The 14,437-nt window shown below is 69.5% G+C and carries 17 protein-coding genes and 1 riboswitch; of the genes, 6 read left to right on the forward strand and 11 right to left on the reverse strand.

Features of this window, described 5'->3' with window-relative positions; all coding sequences use genetic code 11:
• Positions 1–20: 20 nt before the first annotated feature.
• Positions 21–494 (reverse strand): thioredoxin-dependent thiol peroxidase, encoded by a 474-nt coding sequence (gene bcp, locus AB0L53_RS26790; RefSeq protein ID WP_363999037.1) that lies wholly within the window; start codon positions 492–494, stop codon positions 21–23.
• A gap of 143 nt (positions 495–637) precedes the next feature.
• On the opposite strand from bcp, the gene AB0L53_RS26795 reads away from it, so the two are divergent.
• On the forward strand, positions 638–970 hold the full coding sequence (locus AB0L53_RS26795; RefSeq protein WP_363999040.1) for a DUF3618 domain-containing protein: 333 nt from the start codon (positions 638–640) through the stop codon (positions 968–970).
• A gap of 7 nt (positions 971–977) precedes the next feature.
• On the opposite strand, the gene AB0L53_RS26800 is transcribed toward AB0L53_RS26795, so the two are convergent.
• A complete protein-coding gene (locus tag AB0L53_RS26800; protein ID WP_363999043.1) occupies positions 978–2,171 on the reverse strand; it encodes an amino acid deaminase/aldolase in 1,194 nt (397 codons plus the stop codon).
• 68 nt (positions 2,172–2,239) lie between these two features.
• Here AB0L53_RS26800 and AB0L53_RS26805 point away from each other — a divergent pair, with 68 nt between their 5' ends.
• Together AB0L53_RS26805 and AB0L53_RS26810 are read left to right on the forward strand one after the other, a co-directional pair.
• Positions 2,240–2,905: a DUF6286 domain-containing protein gene (locus AB0L53_RS26805; protein ID WP_363999045.1), complete on the forward strand. Its 666-nt coding sequence runs from the start codon at positions 2,240–2,242 to the stop codon at positions 2,903–2,905.
• Positions 2,905–3,405, forward strand: coding sequence for a hypothetical protein (locus AB0L53_RS26810; RefSeq protein ID WP_363999048.1), 501 nt, complete (start codon positions 2,905–2,907; stop codon positions 3,403–3,405). Before AB0L53_RS26805 ends, AB0L53_RS26810 begins: the two co-directional genes overlap by 1 nt.
• Before the next feature lie 42 nt (positions 3,406–3,447).
• Here the strand turns inward: AB0L53_RS26810 and AB0L53_RS26815 are convergent, their stop codons facing one another.
• The 9 genes from AB0L53_RS26815 to AB0L53_RS26855 all read right to left on the reverse strand — a co-directional run bounded on the left by AB0L53_RS26815 (position 3,448) and on the right by AB0L53_RS26855 (position 12,389).
• On the reverse strand, positions 3,448–3,996 hold the full coding sequence (locus AB0L53_RS26815) for a MerR family transcriptional regulator (protein ID WP_363999051.1): 549 nt from the start codon (positions 3,994–3,996) through the stop codon (positions 3,448–3,450).
• Positions 3,997–4,006: 10 nt separating this feature from the next.
• Positions 4,007–4,873, reverse strand: a complete 867-nt coding sequence (locus AB0L53_RS26820; RefSeq protein ID WP_363999054.1) for an SDR family NAD(P)-dependent oxidoreductase — start codon at positions 4,871–4,873, stop codon at positions 4,007–4,009.
• Positions 4,874–4,970: 97 nt separating this feature from the next.
• Entirely contained in the window at positions 4,971–6,347 is a 1,377-nt protein-coding gene (locus tag AB0L53_RS26825; RefSeq protein ID WP_363999057.1) for an L-serine ammonia-lyase, read from the reverse strand.
• A gap of 52 nt (positions 6,348–6,399) precedes the next feature.
• Positions 6,400–6,789: a glycine cleavage system protein GcvH gene (gene gcvH / locus AB0L53_RS26830; protein ID WP_358537349.1), complete on the reverse strand. Its 390-nt coding sequence runs from the start codon at positions 6,787–6,789 to the stop codon at positions 6,400–6,402.
• Positions 6,786–7,871 carry a glycine cleavage system aminomethyltransferase GcvT gene (gcvT, locus tag AB0L53_RS26835; RefSeq protein ID WP_363999060.1) on the reverse strand — a complete coding sequence of 362 codons (1,086 nt, stop codon included), beginning with the start codon at positions 7,869–7,871 and terminating at the stop codon, positions 6,786–6,788. Before gcvT ends, gcvH begins: the two co-directional genes overlap by 4 nt.
• Before the next feature lie 130 nt (positions 7,872–8,001).
• A riboswitch (glycine riboswitch) is annotated at positions 8,002–8,099 on the reverse strand.
• Positions 8,100–8,192: 93 nt separating this feature from the next.
• Positions 8,193–8,882, reverse strand: a complete 690-nt coding sequence (locus AB0L53_RS26840) for a gamma-glutamyl-gamma-aminobutyrate hydrolase family protein (protein ID WP_363999063.1) — start codon at positions 8,880–8,882, stop codon at positions 8,193–8,195.
• Positions 8,883–8,893: 11 nt separating this feature from the next.
• Positions 8,894–9,658: a 3-oxoacyl-ACP reductase gene (locus tag AB0L53_RS26845; RefSeq protein WP_363999066.1), complete on the reverse strand. Its 765-nt coding sequence runs from the start codon at positions 9,656–9,658 to the stop codon at positions 8,894–8,896.
• A 5-nt stretch (positions 9,659–9,663) separates the two neighbouring features.
• A complete protein-coding gene (locus AB0L53_RS26850) occupies positions 9,664–11,007 on the reverse strand; it encodes an aldehyde dehydrogenase family protein (protein ID WP_363999069.1) in 1,344 nt (447 codons plus the stop codon).
• 5 nt (positions 11,008–11,012) lie between these two features.
• On the reverse strand, positions 11,013–12,389 hold the full coding sequence (locus AB0L53_RS26855; RefSeq protein WP_363999072.1) for a glutamine synthetase family protein: 1,377 nt from the start codon (positions 12,387–12,389) through the stop codon (positions 11,013–11,015).
• Between the two features lie 108 nt (positions 12,390–12,497).
• On the opposite strand from AB0L53_RS26855, the gene AB0L53_RS26860 reads away from it, so the two are divergent.
• From AB0L53_RS26860 to AB0L53_RS26870, 3 genes are all read left to right on the forward strand, one after another.
• Positions 12,498–13,202 carry an FCD domain-containing protein gene (locus tag AB0L53_RS26860; protein WP_363999177.1) on the forward strand — a complete coding sequence of 235 codons (705 nt, stop codon included), beginning with the start codon at positions 12,498–12,500 and terminating at the stop codon, positions 13,200–13,202.
• Positions 13,203–13,266: 64 nt separating this feature from the next.
• Positions 13,267–14,022, forward strand: a complete 756-nt coding sequence (locus AB0L53_RS26865) for a hypothetical protein (protein WP_363999075.1) — start codon at positions 13,267–13,269, stop codon at positions 14,020–14,022.
• 99 nt (positions 14,023–14,121) lie between these two features.
• A complete protein-coding gene (locus AB0L53_RS26870) occupies positions 14,122–14,430 on the forward strand; it encodes a hypothetical protein (RefSeq protein ID WP_363999078.1) in 309 nt (102 codons plus the stop codon).
• Positions 14,431–14,437 lie beyond the last annotated feature (7 nt).

A 14,437-nucleotide genomic window follows, 5' to 3' on the forward strand; every position in this document is an offset into this window, starting at 1 on the left:
CCGGACGGGCCCCTGGCCTTTCAAGCCAGGCCGAGCTTCTTCTTCAGGCTCGCCACGTGGCCGGTCGCCTTCACGTTGTAGAGAGCTTGCTCGATCTTGCCGTCGGCGTCGATGACGAAGGTCGAGCGGATCACGCCGACGACCTCCTTGCCGTACAGCTTCTTGGTGCCGTAAGCCCCGTACGCCTTGTGCACGGCAAGCTCGGGATCCGACAGGAGCGGGAAGGTGAGCGAGTCACGCTCGGCGAACTTGACCAGCTTGGCCGGCTTGTCCTTCGACACGCCGAGCACCACGAAACCCTCGGCGGTCAGCTGGCCGAGGTTGTCGCGGAAGTCGCACGCCTGCTTGGTGCAGCCCGGTGTCATCGCGGCGGGGTAGAAATAGAGGATCACCCGCCGGCCGCGGTAGGTCTCGAGGGAGACGGTCTCGCCGTCGGCGGCGGGAAGCGTGAACTCGGGCGCGGCGTCGCCGGGCGCGAGCTTGGTTTCGGTCATGGGGCCCTCCAGAGTTCGTCGTGCAAAACCTACCGGCCTGCCCGGAGTGCCGGGCGGGTCGCCGACCTGACAGACTGATCAGCGAAGAGCGCTTCATCGATCACCGGGCGGAGCTCGCACGGAGCGCGGCCGAAAGGAGAGCCATGGCTGACACCGATCCCGACGAGCTGGAGCGGCGGATCGCGCGGACGCGCGCGGAGTTGGCGGACACGGTCGACGCCATCGCCGACCGGGTGAGCCCCAAGCGGGTCGCCGAGCGCACGGTGGCCGACGTGAAGACGCGGGCGACCCATCTGGTGACCTCGGTCGGCGACGCGCTCGGGGTGACGCAGCGTCCCGTCGAGTACGCCGACGACCCCGACCAGCTGTGGGCCGAGGAGCGGCCCAGCCTGGCGCCGGTGCTGATCGGCGTGGGGGTTGTGCTGGTGGTCGGCGCCGCCATCACCCTCTGGCGCCGCCGTCGCCGCCGCTTCTAACGCGGCGTCAGAGGAACGTCCGGCCCTCTCCCCGGTACGTCGGGGCGGTCTCCACGACGGTGTCGCCGTCCACGAGGTGCAGCTCGCTGAAGCGCTCGCACATCTCACCCGCCTTGGCGTGCCTGAACCAGACCCGGTCGCCCACCCGCAGGTCCCGGGCCGCCTGACCGAGCAGCGGCGTCTGCACCTCACCCGCGCCCTCGTCCCGCGTGTAACGAAGCCCGGCGGGCAGGTACGGCTGCGGCAGCAGGCTAGTCCCCGGCCGCCCCGAGGCCAGATAGCCGCCCCCGAGCACCGTCACCGCGTCCGGCCCCGGCCGCCGCACGACCGGGAGCGCGAACAGCGCGGCCGGCCGGCCGGTGAAGGCGCGGTAGAAGTCGAAGAGCCGCGGATGGAAGAACCCGGAGCCCGCCGCCACTTCGGTGATCGCCTTCTCCCGCACGGTCCGCTCGATGGAGCCGGTGCCGCCGCCGTTGACGAACTCCAGGTCGCAGACCTGCCGGACGGCGTTCACGAGGCGGCCGCGGCGCAGGACCAGCTCGCGGGCCGACAGGCTCTGCATGATCCGGATGGCCCGGACATATGCGGCGTTGCCCGGCTGATCATCGCCGACCCCCGCGATCTGCCCCTCGTACGCCATCAGACCTGCCAGACGGAAGCCGGGCCGCTTGGCGATCTCGGCGGCCAGGTCGGCGGCCTGCTCGGGCTCGCGGATCGTGGAGCGCAGAGTCCCCGCCCGGAATCTGCCGCCCAGAGCGACATATCCCGCGTCGAGGTCCATCGATAACCGGATCTCCGCCCGTGAACGGACCGCCGCCACCGCGTCGTCGACGTAGTCGAGATGCTCGGCGGCGTCGATGGTCAGCGTGATCTCACCGGCCGCCCGCGCGTCCCCGGCCAGCGTCGTGAGCGCCTGCCTGTCGGCCGTCGGGTAGGCCACGAGTACGTCGGTGAACCCCCGCTCGACCAGCCAGAGCGCCTCGGGCAGCGTGAAGGCCATGATGCCGTGGAAGCCGTCCATGGCCAGGATGCGTTCCATGACCGAGCGGCAGCGGATCGACTTGCTCGCCACCCGGATCGGCTTGCCGGCCGCGCGCCGTACGAGATCGGCCGCGTTGGCGCGCATGGCCGCGAGATCGAGGATCGCCAACGGCGGCTCGAGCGCTCTGGTAGCGCTGTCATAGCGGCGGAGATCGTTCATAAAGGCAGTTTAACGACATATCGGGCGAATGAATATGAGGGCAGTTCATCTTAATTACGGCCCTCGTAATGATCCTGCAAACCGGCGGCGAGGGCATGGTCCGGACCATGCCCGATCCGTGTACCTGTGGCGTTGTGACCACCCTCCAGCAGATACTGTCCGGCGCCGGGATCGTCGCGCAGGAGAGTCCGCTGCGCAGGTCGGGCCGGGTGCTCAGACCGGCGCGTACGCCCGCCGGGATCGTCGTGGCACTCACGCTGACCGCCGGGCTGTGGCTCGGCGCCGCCGAGGTGGTCTCCGCCCTGCTGGGCCGGCCGCTCGGCTGGCTGCCGGTGTCCGACCTCCTCGACCTCGCGGCGCATCGCGCCTGGGGGCAGTTGTCCCTGCCCGCCCTGGCGACCATGGCCGTGGGGGTCGTGATGTTGCTGCTGGCCGCCGTACCCGGCCGGTGCAGGCTCGTGCCCGTCGAGACGTCCGACCCGCTGATCGTCATCGGCATCACCCGGGCCGGCCTCCGCCGTACGCTGCGGGCCGTCGCCCAGGAGGTCGACGGCGTGCAACGAGCGCGGGTACGGCTGCGCAGGCGCACGATCGAGGTCGTGGTCATCACCGGCCCGGAGAGCTCCGGTTCGATGCTCAAGCAGGTCGGCACCGCGGTCGGTGACCGGTTGGCGGGCGTGGGCACCCTGGCCGCGGGCGAGGTCGTCGTACGGCTGCGCCGGAGGGGGCTGTGATGCGGCAGTACGCGGGTAACCGGATCGGTCTGGCCGTGGTCGGCGGGTTGCTGCTGCTCCTGGGCGGCTACGCCTGGCTGCGCGGTAAGGACAAGCTGCCGGGCCTTTCACCGCGCGCCAAGGTGCTGTCGGACCAGACCGCCCAGACCATCGCCGACCAGACCTGGGCCTTGTGGCTGGTGGCGCTCGTCATGCTGGTGCTGGCGTTGGTGACGGTCCGCTGGCTGCTGCTCTGCCTGGGGTGGGGGCGCCGCGGTCTCCGTAGCGGTACGGGCACGGCCATGCTCTGCATCGGCCTGAAGGACGTGGAGGGTCTCACCCGGGTCAGCGCCCGCGTGGTCGGGGACGCCGCCCGCCTGCGCATCTCCCTCTGCTGCCCCGCCTCGGCCGACGTCGGCGCGGTGGTCCACAAACTGGACAGGGAGATCGTCAGCCGGATCCGCCGAGAGGTCCGCGACGACGAGGTCGGCACCGTGGTGCGGGTCCACGTCCGCCGCTGACGACGCTGCCACCGTGAAGCCGCAGGCGAGCGCCGGTGTCGCTCAGTCCGCCGGTAGTGCCCGTCGCGGCGGCTCGTGCGGCAGCGCGGTGCGGTCCGCACCGGCGATGGCGTCGAGGGCGTGGACGTCCGGCCCGGTCGAGCCCCCATATGTGGTGATCTTGTACTCGACGGCCGTGAGGGAGAGGGTCAGCTCACGGATCCGGCGGCGGATGGTGTCGCGGTGCTCGATCAGCAGGTCGAGCCGCTCGGGTGTGGTGTGCTGCCCGGCGTCGACGAGCGAGATGTAGTGCTGCAGGTCGCGCATCGGCATGCCGGACAGCCGCATCCGCGTGAGGAACACCAGGCGCCGCACCGCCTGGGCGTCGTAGACCCGATGACCGTTGCCGTCGCGGGCCACCTCGACCAGCCCGGCCCGCTCGTAGTAGCGCAGCGTGTGGGGCGAGATGTCGAGCAGGTCGGCGAGCTCGGCGATCGTCATCGACTCGGGCACGTCGGCCAGGTCGGTGAGGCGGTGGATCGCCTCGACCGACAGCGGGCCGTCGTCCCCGAGCGTTTCGAGCGCCCTGGTCATCAGTTCGTCGGTGGCCACGACAACCAGCTTAAATCGGGCGTACCGCAGCTGGGACACCCTCGAAGTCGGCGCTGCGGGAGGTCTCGGCCCACCGCTCGACCTCGTCCAGGCCGCGCCGGTACGCGCCCGAGATGCGTTCGACCGCCTCGCGCCCGAGCGGTAGCCGCAGCGGCACCTCGGCACTGTGCGCGAGGGACACGATGATCTCCGCCGCCCGCGCCGGGTCGCCCTCCTGGAGGCCGTCGGCTGCGGCCATGTCCGCCCGGACGTTGGCGAGCAGGTCACGGTAGGTCTCGGACTCCTCGACGAACTCCAGCACGTCGTTGGCGTGGAAGTCGGTCCTGAACCGGCTGGGCTCGACGATCATCACGCGGATCCCGAGCGGCGCGACCTCCCCGGCCAGGGCCTCGGACCAGCCTTCGAGGGCGAACTTCGACGCGGAGTACGCCGACACGCCGGGGAAGGACATCCGCCCACCCTGGCTGCTCATCTGCACGATCGTGCCGGTGCCCCGCGCGTGCATCGCGGGCAGCGCCGCGCGAACGAGCGCGGCCGGGCCGAACAGGTGCAGGTCCATCAGCTCACGCAGTTGCGCATCGCCGATCTCCTCGACCGCGCCGACCATGCCCCGGCCCGCGTTGTTGACGAGCACGTCGAGCTGCCCGAAGTGGTCGAGGGTCTTCTGTACGAGGTCCGCGGCGGCGGTGGTGTCCCGGACGTCGAACGTGGCGATCAGGCAGGCGTCCGGGTACGCGGCCTTCAGGTCGGCCACGCTCTCGGGCCGGCGTACCGCCGCCACCACGTGGTCGCCCGCCGCGAGCGCCGCCTCCGCGAGTGCGCGCCCGAGTCCGCGGGACGCGCCGGTGATGATCCAGGTCTGTGTCTGTGTCGTCATGTCGGCGACGCTATGGCTTTGAGCGCGCTCGAACGCAAACCCGCTTTGAACGCGAGCACGCGAACGCGAGCGCGCTCGAACCAGAGCGCGCCCCGGGTCAGCACTCGATGACGTTGACCGCGAGGCCGCCGCGCGAGGTCTCCTTGTACTTGTCCAGCATGTCCCGTCCCGTATCACGCATCGTCTTGATCGCCCGGTCCAGGGCGACGAAGTGCTGGCCGTCGCCGCGCAGGGCGATGCGGGCCGCGGCGATGGCCTTGATGGAGGCCACCGCGTTGCGTTCGATGCACGGGATCTGGACCAGGCCGCCGACCGGGTCGCAGGTCAGGCCCAGGTTGTGTTCGATGCCGATCTCCGCCGCGTTCTCCACCTGCTCGGGCGTGCCGCCCAGGACCTCCGTGAGTCCCGCGGCGGCCATGGAGCAGGCTGAGCCGACCTCGCCCTGGCAGCCGACCTCGGCGCCCGAGATCGAGGCGTTCTCCTTGAACAGGACGCCGATGGCCGCCGCGGTGAGGAAGAAGCGGACGATGCCGTCGTCGTCGGCATGCGGGATGAAGCGGGAGTAATAGGTCAGGACGGCGGGGATGATGCCCGCGGCGCCGTTCGTGGGGGCGGTGACGATGCGGCCGCCCGCGGCGTTCTCCTCGTTGACCGCCAGCGCGAACAGCGACACCCAGTCCATGGCGTGCAGCGGGTCGGTCTTCGGCGACTCGGTCTGCAGGCGGCGGTGCAGGCGGTTCGCGCGGCGCTTGACCTTGAGGCCGCCCGGCAGCACGCCCTCCTTGGCGATGCCGCGTTCGACGCACTCGCACATGACCTGCCACAGGTGCAGGATCCGCGCGCGGATCTCGGCGGCGGAGCGGCCGAACGCCTGCTCGTTCTCCAGCATCAGCGCGGAGATGGACAGCCCCGTGTTGGAGCAGTGCTTGAGCAGCTCGTCCCCGGTCGTGAAGGGGTAGGGCAGAACGGTGTCGTCGGGTTTGATGCGGTCGGCGCCGGTGGCCTGCTCGTCCACCACGAAGCCGCCGCCGACCGAGAAGTAGACCTTCTCGCGCACTTTCTCGCCCGATTCGGAGAAGGCGGTGAAGCGCATGCCGTTCGGGTGCTCGGGCAGGGAGATCTTGCGCTCGAAGACGAGGTCCTCGCCCACGACGAAGGGGATCTCGTGCGTGCCGTAGAGCCGGACCGTGCCGGACTCGCGCATCGCGGCCAGGCGCGCGTCGATGGAGTCCACGTCGACCAGCTCGGGCTTCTCGCCCGACAGCCCCAGCAGGACGGCCTTGTCGCTGCCGTGGCCCTTGCCGGTCAGGCCGAGCGAGCCGTACAGGATCGCCTCGACGCGGGCCGTACGCGCGAGCAGGTCGTCGTCGTGCAGACCGCGGGCGAACCGGTGCGCGGCGGCCATGGGACCGCCGGTGTGCGAGCTCGACGGGCCGATGCCGATCTTGAACAGGTCGAAGACGCTGATCGCCATTGATGGGCGCCCTTCAGAAGGGCCGGGGCCCGTCAGGACCCCGGCGGGTGGGTCAGGACTCGCCTGAGGTGAGCGCCGAATACTCCTCGGCGGTGAGCAGGTCCTCGGGGTCGCCTTCCACGCGCACGCGGAACATCCAGCCATCGCCGTAGGAGTCGCTGTTGGCCAGCGACGGATCGTCCACGACGGCCTGGTTGACCTCGACGATCTCGCCGCCGACGGGGGTGTAGATCTCGCTCACCGACTTGGTCGACTCGACCTCACCGATGGAGTCGCCCGCCTCGACGGTCGAGCCGACCTCTGGAAGCTGCACGAAGACGACATCACCCAGCGCCTCGGCCGCGTAGGCCGTGATGCCGATGGTCACGGTGATGCCGTCGTCGAGCCCGGCCACCCACTCGTGCTCCTTGGTGTAGCTCAGCTCGTCTGGGATGTTGCTCACTTGTTCCTCCTGTAAAAGGGCAGCTCAATGAGGTCCATAGGTTCATGGCTGCCCCGGATGTCCACGGCCAGACCTGCGTCGGCCCCATTGTCGACGTAGGCCATGGCGATGGGCTTACCCAGGGTCTGGGAGGGTGCCCCGCTGGTGACCTCGCCGACGACGGCGCCGTCCTTGGTCACCGGGTATCCGTGGCGCGGCACCCGGCGACCCCGCGCGACCAGTCCGACGAGCCGGCGCCGCGGCGGCGTGTCCTTGACCGCCTCCAGCGCCGACCTGCCGACGAAGTCGCCCGGCTTGTCGAATTTCACCACTCTGCCCAGCCCCGCGTCGAACGGGGTCAGCTCGACGCCGAGCTCGTTGCCGTACAGCGGCATGCCCGCTTCGAGCCTGAGCGTGTCACGGCTGGACAGACCCGCCGCCCGCAGCCCGTACGGCCGGCCGGCCTCGGTCAGCGCGTGCCAGAGCGGGACGGCGTCCTGGTTGGCCACGAACAGCTCGAACCCGTCCTCACCCGTGTAGCCGGTGCGCGCGATGAGCGCCTGCCGCCCGTCGACCAGACCGGGCAGGCCCGCGTAGTACTTCAGCCCGGCGAGGTCGGCGTCGGTGAGCGTGGCGAGGATCTCCTGCGCGCGCGGCCCCTGAATGGCGATCAGCGCGTACTGCTCCGAGCGATCATCGACCACCGCGTTGTACGACTTGGCACGATTTTTCAGCTCTTCCCCGACTTTTTCATAGTTGGAGGCGTTAGCCACCACCATGAACTCCTCGTCCCCGAGCCGGTAGACGATCAGGTCGTCCAGCACCCCGCCACGCTCGTTCACGATCATGGTGTAGCGGGCCCGGCCGGGCGCGAGCGCCGACAGGTGTCCCACCAGCGCGTAGTCGAGCGCCTGGCCCGCCTGAGGCCCGGTCACGAAGATCTCGCCCATGTGGGAGAGATCGAACAGCCCGGCCGCCTGGCGCACGGCGTTGTGCTCGGCGGACTCGCTGCCGTAGCGGAGCGGCATCAGCCACCCGGCGAAATCGGTCAATGTCGCGCCGAGGCTCTCGTGGACCTCTCGGAGCGGTGTAGGACGTGACATATGCGCACCTCAGGGCAGGATCGGATGCCAGACATCCTCCCCCTCTGTCATGGGTGCCTGAGAGCTTCGCCCGTAATTTGCCGGACTTTCACCTTCGGCGAGGCCGCCAGGCCTGCTTTCCAGAGGACACCTCGTCCGTGCGGTCCTTTGCCTTGAGAGGTTCGCGGGGAGGGCTTGCTCCTTCAGGGGACCTGGCCGGATGCCAGGACGCTCTCCCGCACGGTTTCGACGGTGATGTCCGTAAGCCTAGTGCTGATATGGGGGAGTTGTCGCCTGCGGATCCGGCCGCTTGAGGTCAGAAGGACTGCGCCGGGGTGCGGCTCAGCAGGCGGCGACGAGCGCCTCGAACAGCGCGCAGTCCTTCGCCGCCTCCGGATGCCACTGCACGGCCATGGCGAACGTCCGGGAGTCCAGCTCCACCGCCTCGATCGTGCCGTCGTCGGCCACGGCGGATACGGTCAGGCCAGGTGCGAGCCGGTCGATCGCCTGGTGGTGGTAGTGCGGCACGGTCACCGGCTCGGCTCCGAGCGCCTTGCCGACGAGAGTCCCCGCCACGGGCCGGACGGGCAGGTGGCCGAACTCGCCGGGTGCGGGGGAGTGCCCGGTGTGTCCCACCACATCGGGCAGATGCTGGTGCAGGGTCCCGCCGAGCGCGACGTTGAGCACCTGCATGCCCCGACATATCCCGAGATAGGGCAGGTCGGCCTCAAGAGCCGCCTCGATCACCGCGAACTCCGCCGTGTCCCGAAATTTCCGGATGTAGCCGGTCTGGTCGTGTGGCTCCTGGCCGTACCGCTCGGGCGAGACGTCACCACCACCGGCCAGGATCAACCCGTCCAACCGCGCCACCAGCCGGGCGGGCGACCCGGCGGGCGGCAGGATCACCGGCTGCCCGCCGGCCCGGACCACCTGCTCCACGTACATGTACGGCAGCAGGGCGACCGGCATGTCCCACACGGTGTAGCGGGCAGGCTCGACATAGGACGTGATCCCGATGACGGGTCGCTCCACAACTTCCCTTCCTATAGAGGCGTGACGTAGGCGCCCGAGATGCCGCCGTCGACGAGGAACTCCGAGCCCGTGATGAAAGAGGCGTCGTCGCTGGCCAGGAACGCCACCGCCGCCGCGATCTCCGACGCCTCGGCGAAGCGCCCCACCGGCACGTGCACCAGGCGCCGCGCGGCCCGCTCGGGGTCCTTCGCGAACAGCTCCTTCAGCAGCGGCGTGTTGACCGGCCCCGGGCACAGCGCGTTCACCCGGATCCCCTCGCGCGCGAACTGGACGCCGAGCTCGCGCGACATCGCGAGTACCCCGCCTTTCGAGGCCGTGTAGGAGATCTGCGACGTCGCCGACCCCATCACCGCCACGAACGACGCGGTGTTGATGATCGAGCCCTTGCCCTGCCGTTGCATATACGGGATCGCGTGCTTGCAGCACAGGTAGACGCTCGTCAGGTTCACCTCCTGCACCCGCCGCCACGCCTCGATGCCGGTCTCCAGGATCGAGTCGTCCTCGGGCGGCGAGATGCCCGCGTTGTTGAAGGCGATGTCGACGGAGCCATAGGTGTCGAACGCCGTCCGGAACATCCGGACGACGTCGTCCTCGCTGGTCACGTCGACCTTGACGAAGAGCCCGCCCACCTCGGAGGCGGCCTTGGTGCCCGCCTCCTCGTCGACGTCGGCGCAGACCACCTTGGCGCCCTCTTCGGCGAACCGCCGCGCGGTGGCCAGGCCGATGCCGCCGCCCGCGCCGGTGATCACCGCGACGCGGTTGTGCAAACGCTGCATGTGTGTCACTCCGTTGAGATGAAGACGTTCTTGGTCTCGGTGAACGCCATGAGGGCGTCCGGGCCCAGCTCCCGGCCGAGGCCGGACTCCTTGAAGCCGCCGAACGGCGTCCAGTGGCGGACCGAGGAGTGCGAGTTCACCGACAGCGCGCCCGCCTCCACGGCCCGCGCGACGCGCAGCGCCCGGCCGACGTCACGGGTCCAGATGGAGCCGCTCAGGCCGTACGGCGTGTCGTTGGCGATCCGCACCGCCTCCGCCTCGTCCGCGAACGGCACCACCGACACCACCGGCCCGAAGATCTCCTCGGTGAACGCACGGTCGGTGAGCGCCGGCGTCAGGACCGTCGGCGGGAACCAGAACCCCTTGCCCTGCGGGCAGCCGCCCTGCAGGTACGGCGGGCCGTCGATGAAGCCGCGCACCCGCTCCAGATGCTCAGCGCTGATCAGAGGGCCCATCTCGGTGCTCTCGTCGAGCGGGTCGCCGACTCTGATGTTCTGTACGGCCGGCAGCAGCAGCTCCAGGAACGCGTCGTAGACCTCCGCCTGCACCAGGATCCTGGATCGGGCGCAGCAGTCCTGGCCGGAGTTATCGAAGACGGCATACGGCGCCGTCTTCGCCGCTTTTTCCAGATCCGAGTCCGCAAACACGATATTTGCGGATTTGCCGCCTAGTTCGAGGGTTATCCGCTTTACCTGGGTTGCCGCCTTGGCGGCGATCTCCTTGCCCACCTCGGTCGAGCCGGTGAACACGATCTTGGCCACCTGCGGATGCTCGACCAGGCGGGCCCCCGCGACCTCCCCTGCCCCAGGCAGCACCTGGAGCACCCCCTCGGGGAGGCCCGCGGCGAGGGCCAGCTCGGCCAGCCTCAGCGCGGTCAGCGGGGTCCATTCGGCGGGCTTGACGATCACCGTGTTGCCCGCGGCCAGTGCCGGGGCGACGCCCCAGCTCATGATGAGCATCGGGAAGTTCCAGGGCACGATCACGCCCACCACGCCCAGCGGCTCCTGGAAGGTGATGTCCACACCGCCGGGCACCGGGATCTGCTTGCCGTGGTTGCGTTCGGGGGCGCCGGCGTAGAAGTGCAGCACGTCGCGTACCGCGCCCGCCTCCCAGCGGGCGTTGCCGATCGGGTGGCCGGAGTTCGTGAGCTCCAGCAGAGCCAGCTCCTCCCGGTGCTCGTCCACCAGGTCGGCGAAGCGGCGCAGCAGCCGCGCCCGGTCGCCGGGCGCCACGTCGCGCCAGCCCTGATAGGCCCGCCTGGCACGCTCCACGGCCCGGTCGACCTCGGCCGCGTCGGCCAGCTCCACGTCGGCGAGGATTTCCTCCGTCGCCGGATTGACGATCTGCATCGTGCTCACATCCGCTCGAAACCCCGGAACAGCTCCCAGTCCGTGACAGCCGCGTCGAAGGCGGCCAGCTCGATCCGGGCGTTGTTCGCATAGTGCGCCACCACGTCGTCGCCGAACGTCTCACGCGCCAGCTTCGACCCCTCGAACAGCGCCAGCGCGTCCCGCAAGGTGTGGGGCACGGTCTCGGCGCCGGAGTCGTAGGCATTGCCCCCGAACGCGTCCTCCAGCGGCAACTCCTCGTCGATGCCGCGCAGCCCGGCCGCGATCAGCGCCGACACCGCGAGGTAGGGGTTCACGTCGCCACCCGGCACCCGGTTCTCGATGCGCAGCGACTCCCCGTGGCCGACGAGCCTGAGCGAGCAGGTGCGGTTGTCCACTCCCCACTTGACGGCCGTGGGGGCGAAGCTGCCGGGGACGTAGCGTTTGTAGGAGTTGATGTTCGGGGCGTAGAAGAGGGTGAGCTCGCGCATGTGGGCCAGCTGCCCGGCGATGAAGCGGGCGCCGAGCTCGGACAGCCCGTGGGGGCCGTCGCCCGCCATCACCGGATCGCCGTCCACGCTCCGCAACGAGATGTGGATGTGGCAGGAGTTGCCCTCGCGCTGGTTCGGCTTGGCCATGAAAGTGATCGACTTGCCCTCCTGAGCCGCGATCTCCTTGGCGCCGTTCTTGTAGATGGAATGGTTGTCGCAGGTCTTCAGCGCCTCGTCGTAGCGGAAGGCGATCTCGTGCTGGCCCAGGTTGCACTCGCCCTTGGCGGACTCGACGTACAGCCCAGCTCCCTCCATGTCCCGCCTTATCCGGCGAAGGAGGGGTTCGATGCGGGCCGTACCGAGGAGGGAGTAGTCGACGTTGTAGAGGTTCGCGGGGGACATGTCGCGGTACGCGCGCTTCCACGCGTCCTCGTAGCTGTCCTCGTACACGATGAACTCCAGCTCGGTGCCCACGAAGGCGGCCAGGCCGCGGTCGGCGAGGCGGGCGAGCTGCGCGCGCAGGATCTGCCGCGGCGAGGCGGTCACGTCGTCGCCGCTCTCCCAGGTCAGGTCCGCCATGAGCATGACGGTGCCCTCCTGCCACGGCACCCACCGCAACGTGGAAATATCGGGCTTCATCACGAAATCGCCGTAGCCGCGCTCCCAGGACGACATCGCGTAGCCGTCGACCGTGTTCATGTCCACGTCCACGGCGAGCAGGTAGTTGCAGCCTTCGGAGCCGTGGCCCAGCACCTCGTTCAGGAAATAGCGCGCCGACAGCCGCTTGCCCTGCAGCCTGCCCTGCATGTCGGCGATGGCGAGCAGCACGGTGTCGACCCGCCCGGCGGCCACCTCGTCACGCAACTCGTCGACGGACAGTGGTCCGGGCTGTGGAAGACCTCGCTCGCTCACAGAAGTTCGCTCGCTTTCCCGCTAATTGGGCTACTCTTAGACCATTGATGTGCATATGGGGATCGCTTGTCAAGACCTGAGGACACGTTGGACGACTCGGCGCGGTTGATGACGGTGTTACGGCCGGTCAGGGCAGGAAACGCCTTCGAGGAGACGGTAGAACGGCTGCTCCAGGCGATCAAGCTCGGCGTGGTCGCGCCGGGCCGGAAACTGCCCCCGGAGCGTGAGCTGGCCGTCCAGCTCGGCATCAGCCGGGTGACGCTGCGGGAGGCGATCCGGGCGCTCCAAGATGCCGGTTACCTCGACGTACGGCGCGGCCGTTACGGCGGCGCGTTCGTCACCTACGCCCCGCCCCCGCCGGAGAGCGGCGACCTGCGCAGGGTCGTGGCCGACATGGGCACGGCCGACCTCACCGACGCGCTGACCTTCCGCATGGCGGTCGAATGCGGTGCCGCGGCGGTGCTGGCGGCAGCCCCGCTGACCGACGACCAGCGCTCCCTCCTGCGCGGCCGGCTCACGGCACTCAACAAGGCGGGCATCGGGGACTACCGGCGGCTGGACACGGCCTTCCACCTCTCCATCGCCGAGCTGACCGGCTCCGCCCTGCTCGCCACCGCCTGCGCCGACGCGCGCCTGCGGGTCAGTGACCTCCTCAACGCCATCCCGATGCTCCAGGTGAACCTCGACCACTCCGCCCGCCAGCACGAGGCGATCGTGGCGGCCATCCTGGCGGGCGACCCGGAAGGGGCCCGCCGAGCGGTGGCGGAACACCTGGAGGGCACGGCGGCGCTGCTGCGCGCGTTCCTGTCTTGAGTTCGTTTCCCGGTCCAAATGGTCAAGGGATGACGATTGGCCTCGTAGCATCGTTTTCAAGGTCATGGGGAACTGGTTCGAGCTGAGCATTGTCGACACAGGACGGCTGCCGCTGTTCTGTTTCTTCGTCGCGCTCATCGGGGCCTTCGTGGCCACCCGCGTCAACGTGCGGCTGATCAGGGCGAAGGTCGGCTGGTTCCGCAACGTCAACGTGGGCGAGATGCACATCCACCACGTGGTGTTCGGGGTCGTGCTCATGCTGGTCGGCGGGGTCAGCGGGCTGATCGTGTCCTCGGCGTCGCAGGTGGCCTACTCCGCTGCGGCCGCCGTCTTCGGGATCGGGTCGGCGCTGGTGCTGGACGAGTTCGCGCTGATCCTGCACCTGCACGACGTGTACTGGGAGGAAGAGGGCCGCACCTCGGTCGACGCGGTGTTCATCGCGGTCGCGATGACGGGGCTGCTGCTCACCGGGCTCCGGCCGCTGTCGTTCGACTACGGGACCCCGGTCAACCCGGGTGCGCTGCTTGTGGCGAACATGGCGCTCGCCGTGATCACCCTGTTGAAGGGCAAGATCTGGACCGGGATAGTGGGCCTGTTCGTGCCCGTGCTGCTGCTGGTGAGCGCGGTGCGGCTGGCCAGGCCCGGGTCTCCGTGGGCCCACCTGTTCTACCAGAAGCGGCGGCCGCGGAAGCTGGCCACGGCCGCGCACCGGGAGGAACGGTGGCGCCGGCCGGTGATCAGGGCCAAGATCGCGGTCCAGGAGTTCGTCTCGGGGCGCCACGACCTGCCCTCCACCCGGCGCGGACGCCGGCAGAACTAGCCCGCGCTGTAGACGGGTTCGTCCCAGCCGACGTGGTGTTCGTAGATCCACCGGCTCGGGTTGTCGCCGGTGCGGGCCATGCGTCTCATGGCGAGGCTCATGATCAGGTCGCGGGGCACGCGGGCGACGGGACCGAGTGTCTTCCAGCCGCCGGTGCGATTGCCCTGCGCGACGACGCGTTCCACCCGTTCGCGCCGTAGCGAGCCGCAAACCCCCAGCCAGTGGGAACCGTGGCTCAAGGTAACCCGCACCGCGATCCGCAAACACGCGATCACCGCTGATGCGGGCAACGGCAAGCCGGACAAAGGCGACGGCGGTCGGCAACTTCCCGAAGGGCACAACAGGCTCAACTACCGCAAGCTGGCCTTTTACCGGCTCATTCATCTCCCGGTTCTGCCGCTTTACTGAGCGACAG

The sequence above is a fragment of the Nonomuraea sp. NPDC052129 genome (genome assembly GCF_040680095.1).
Classification (GTDB): domain Bacteria; phylum Actinomycetota; class Actinomycetes; order Streptosporangiales; family Streptosporangiaceae; genus Nonomuraea.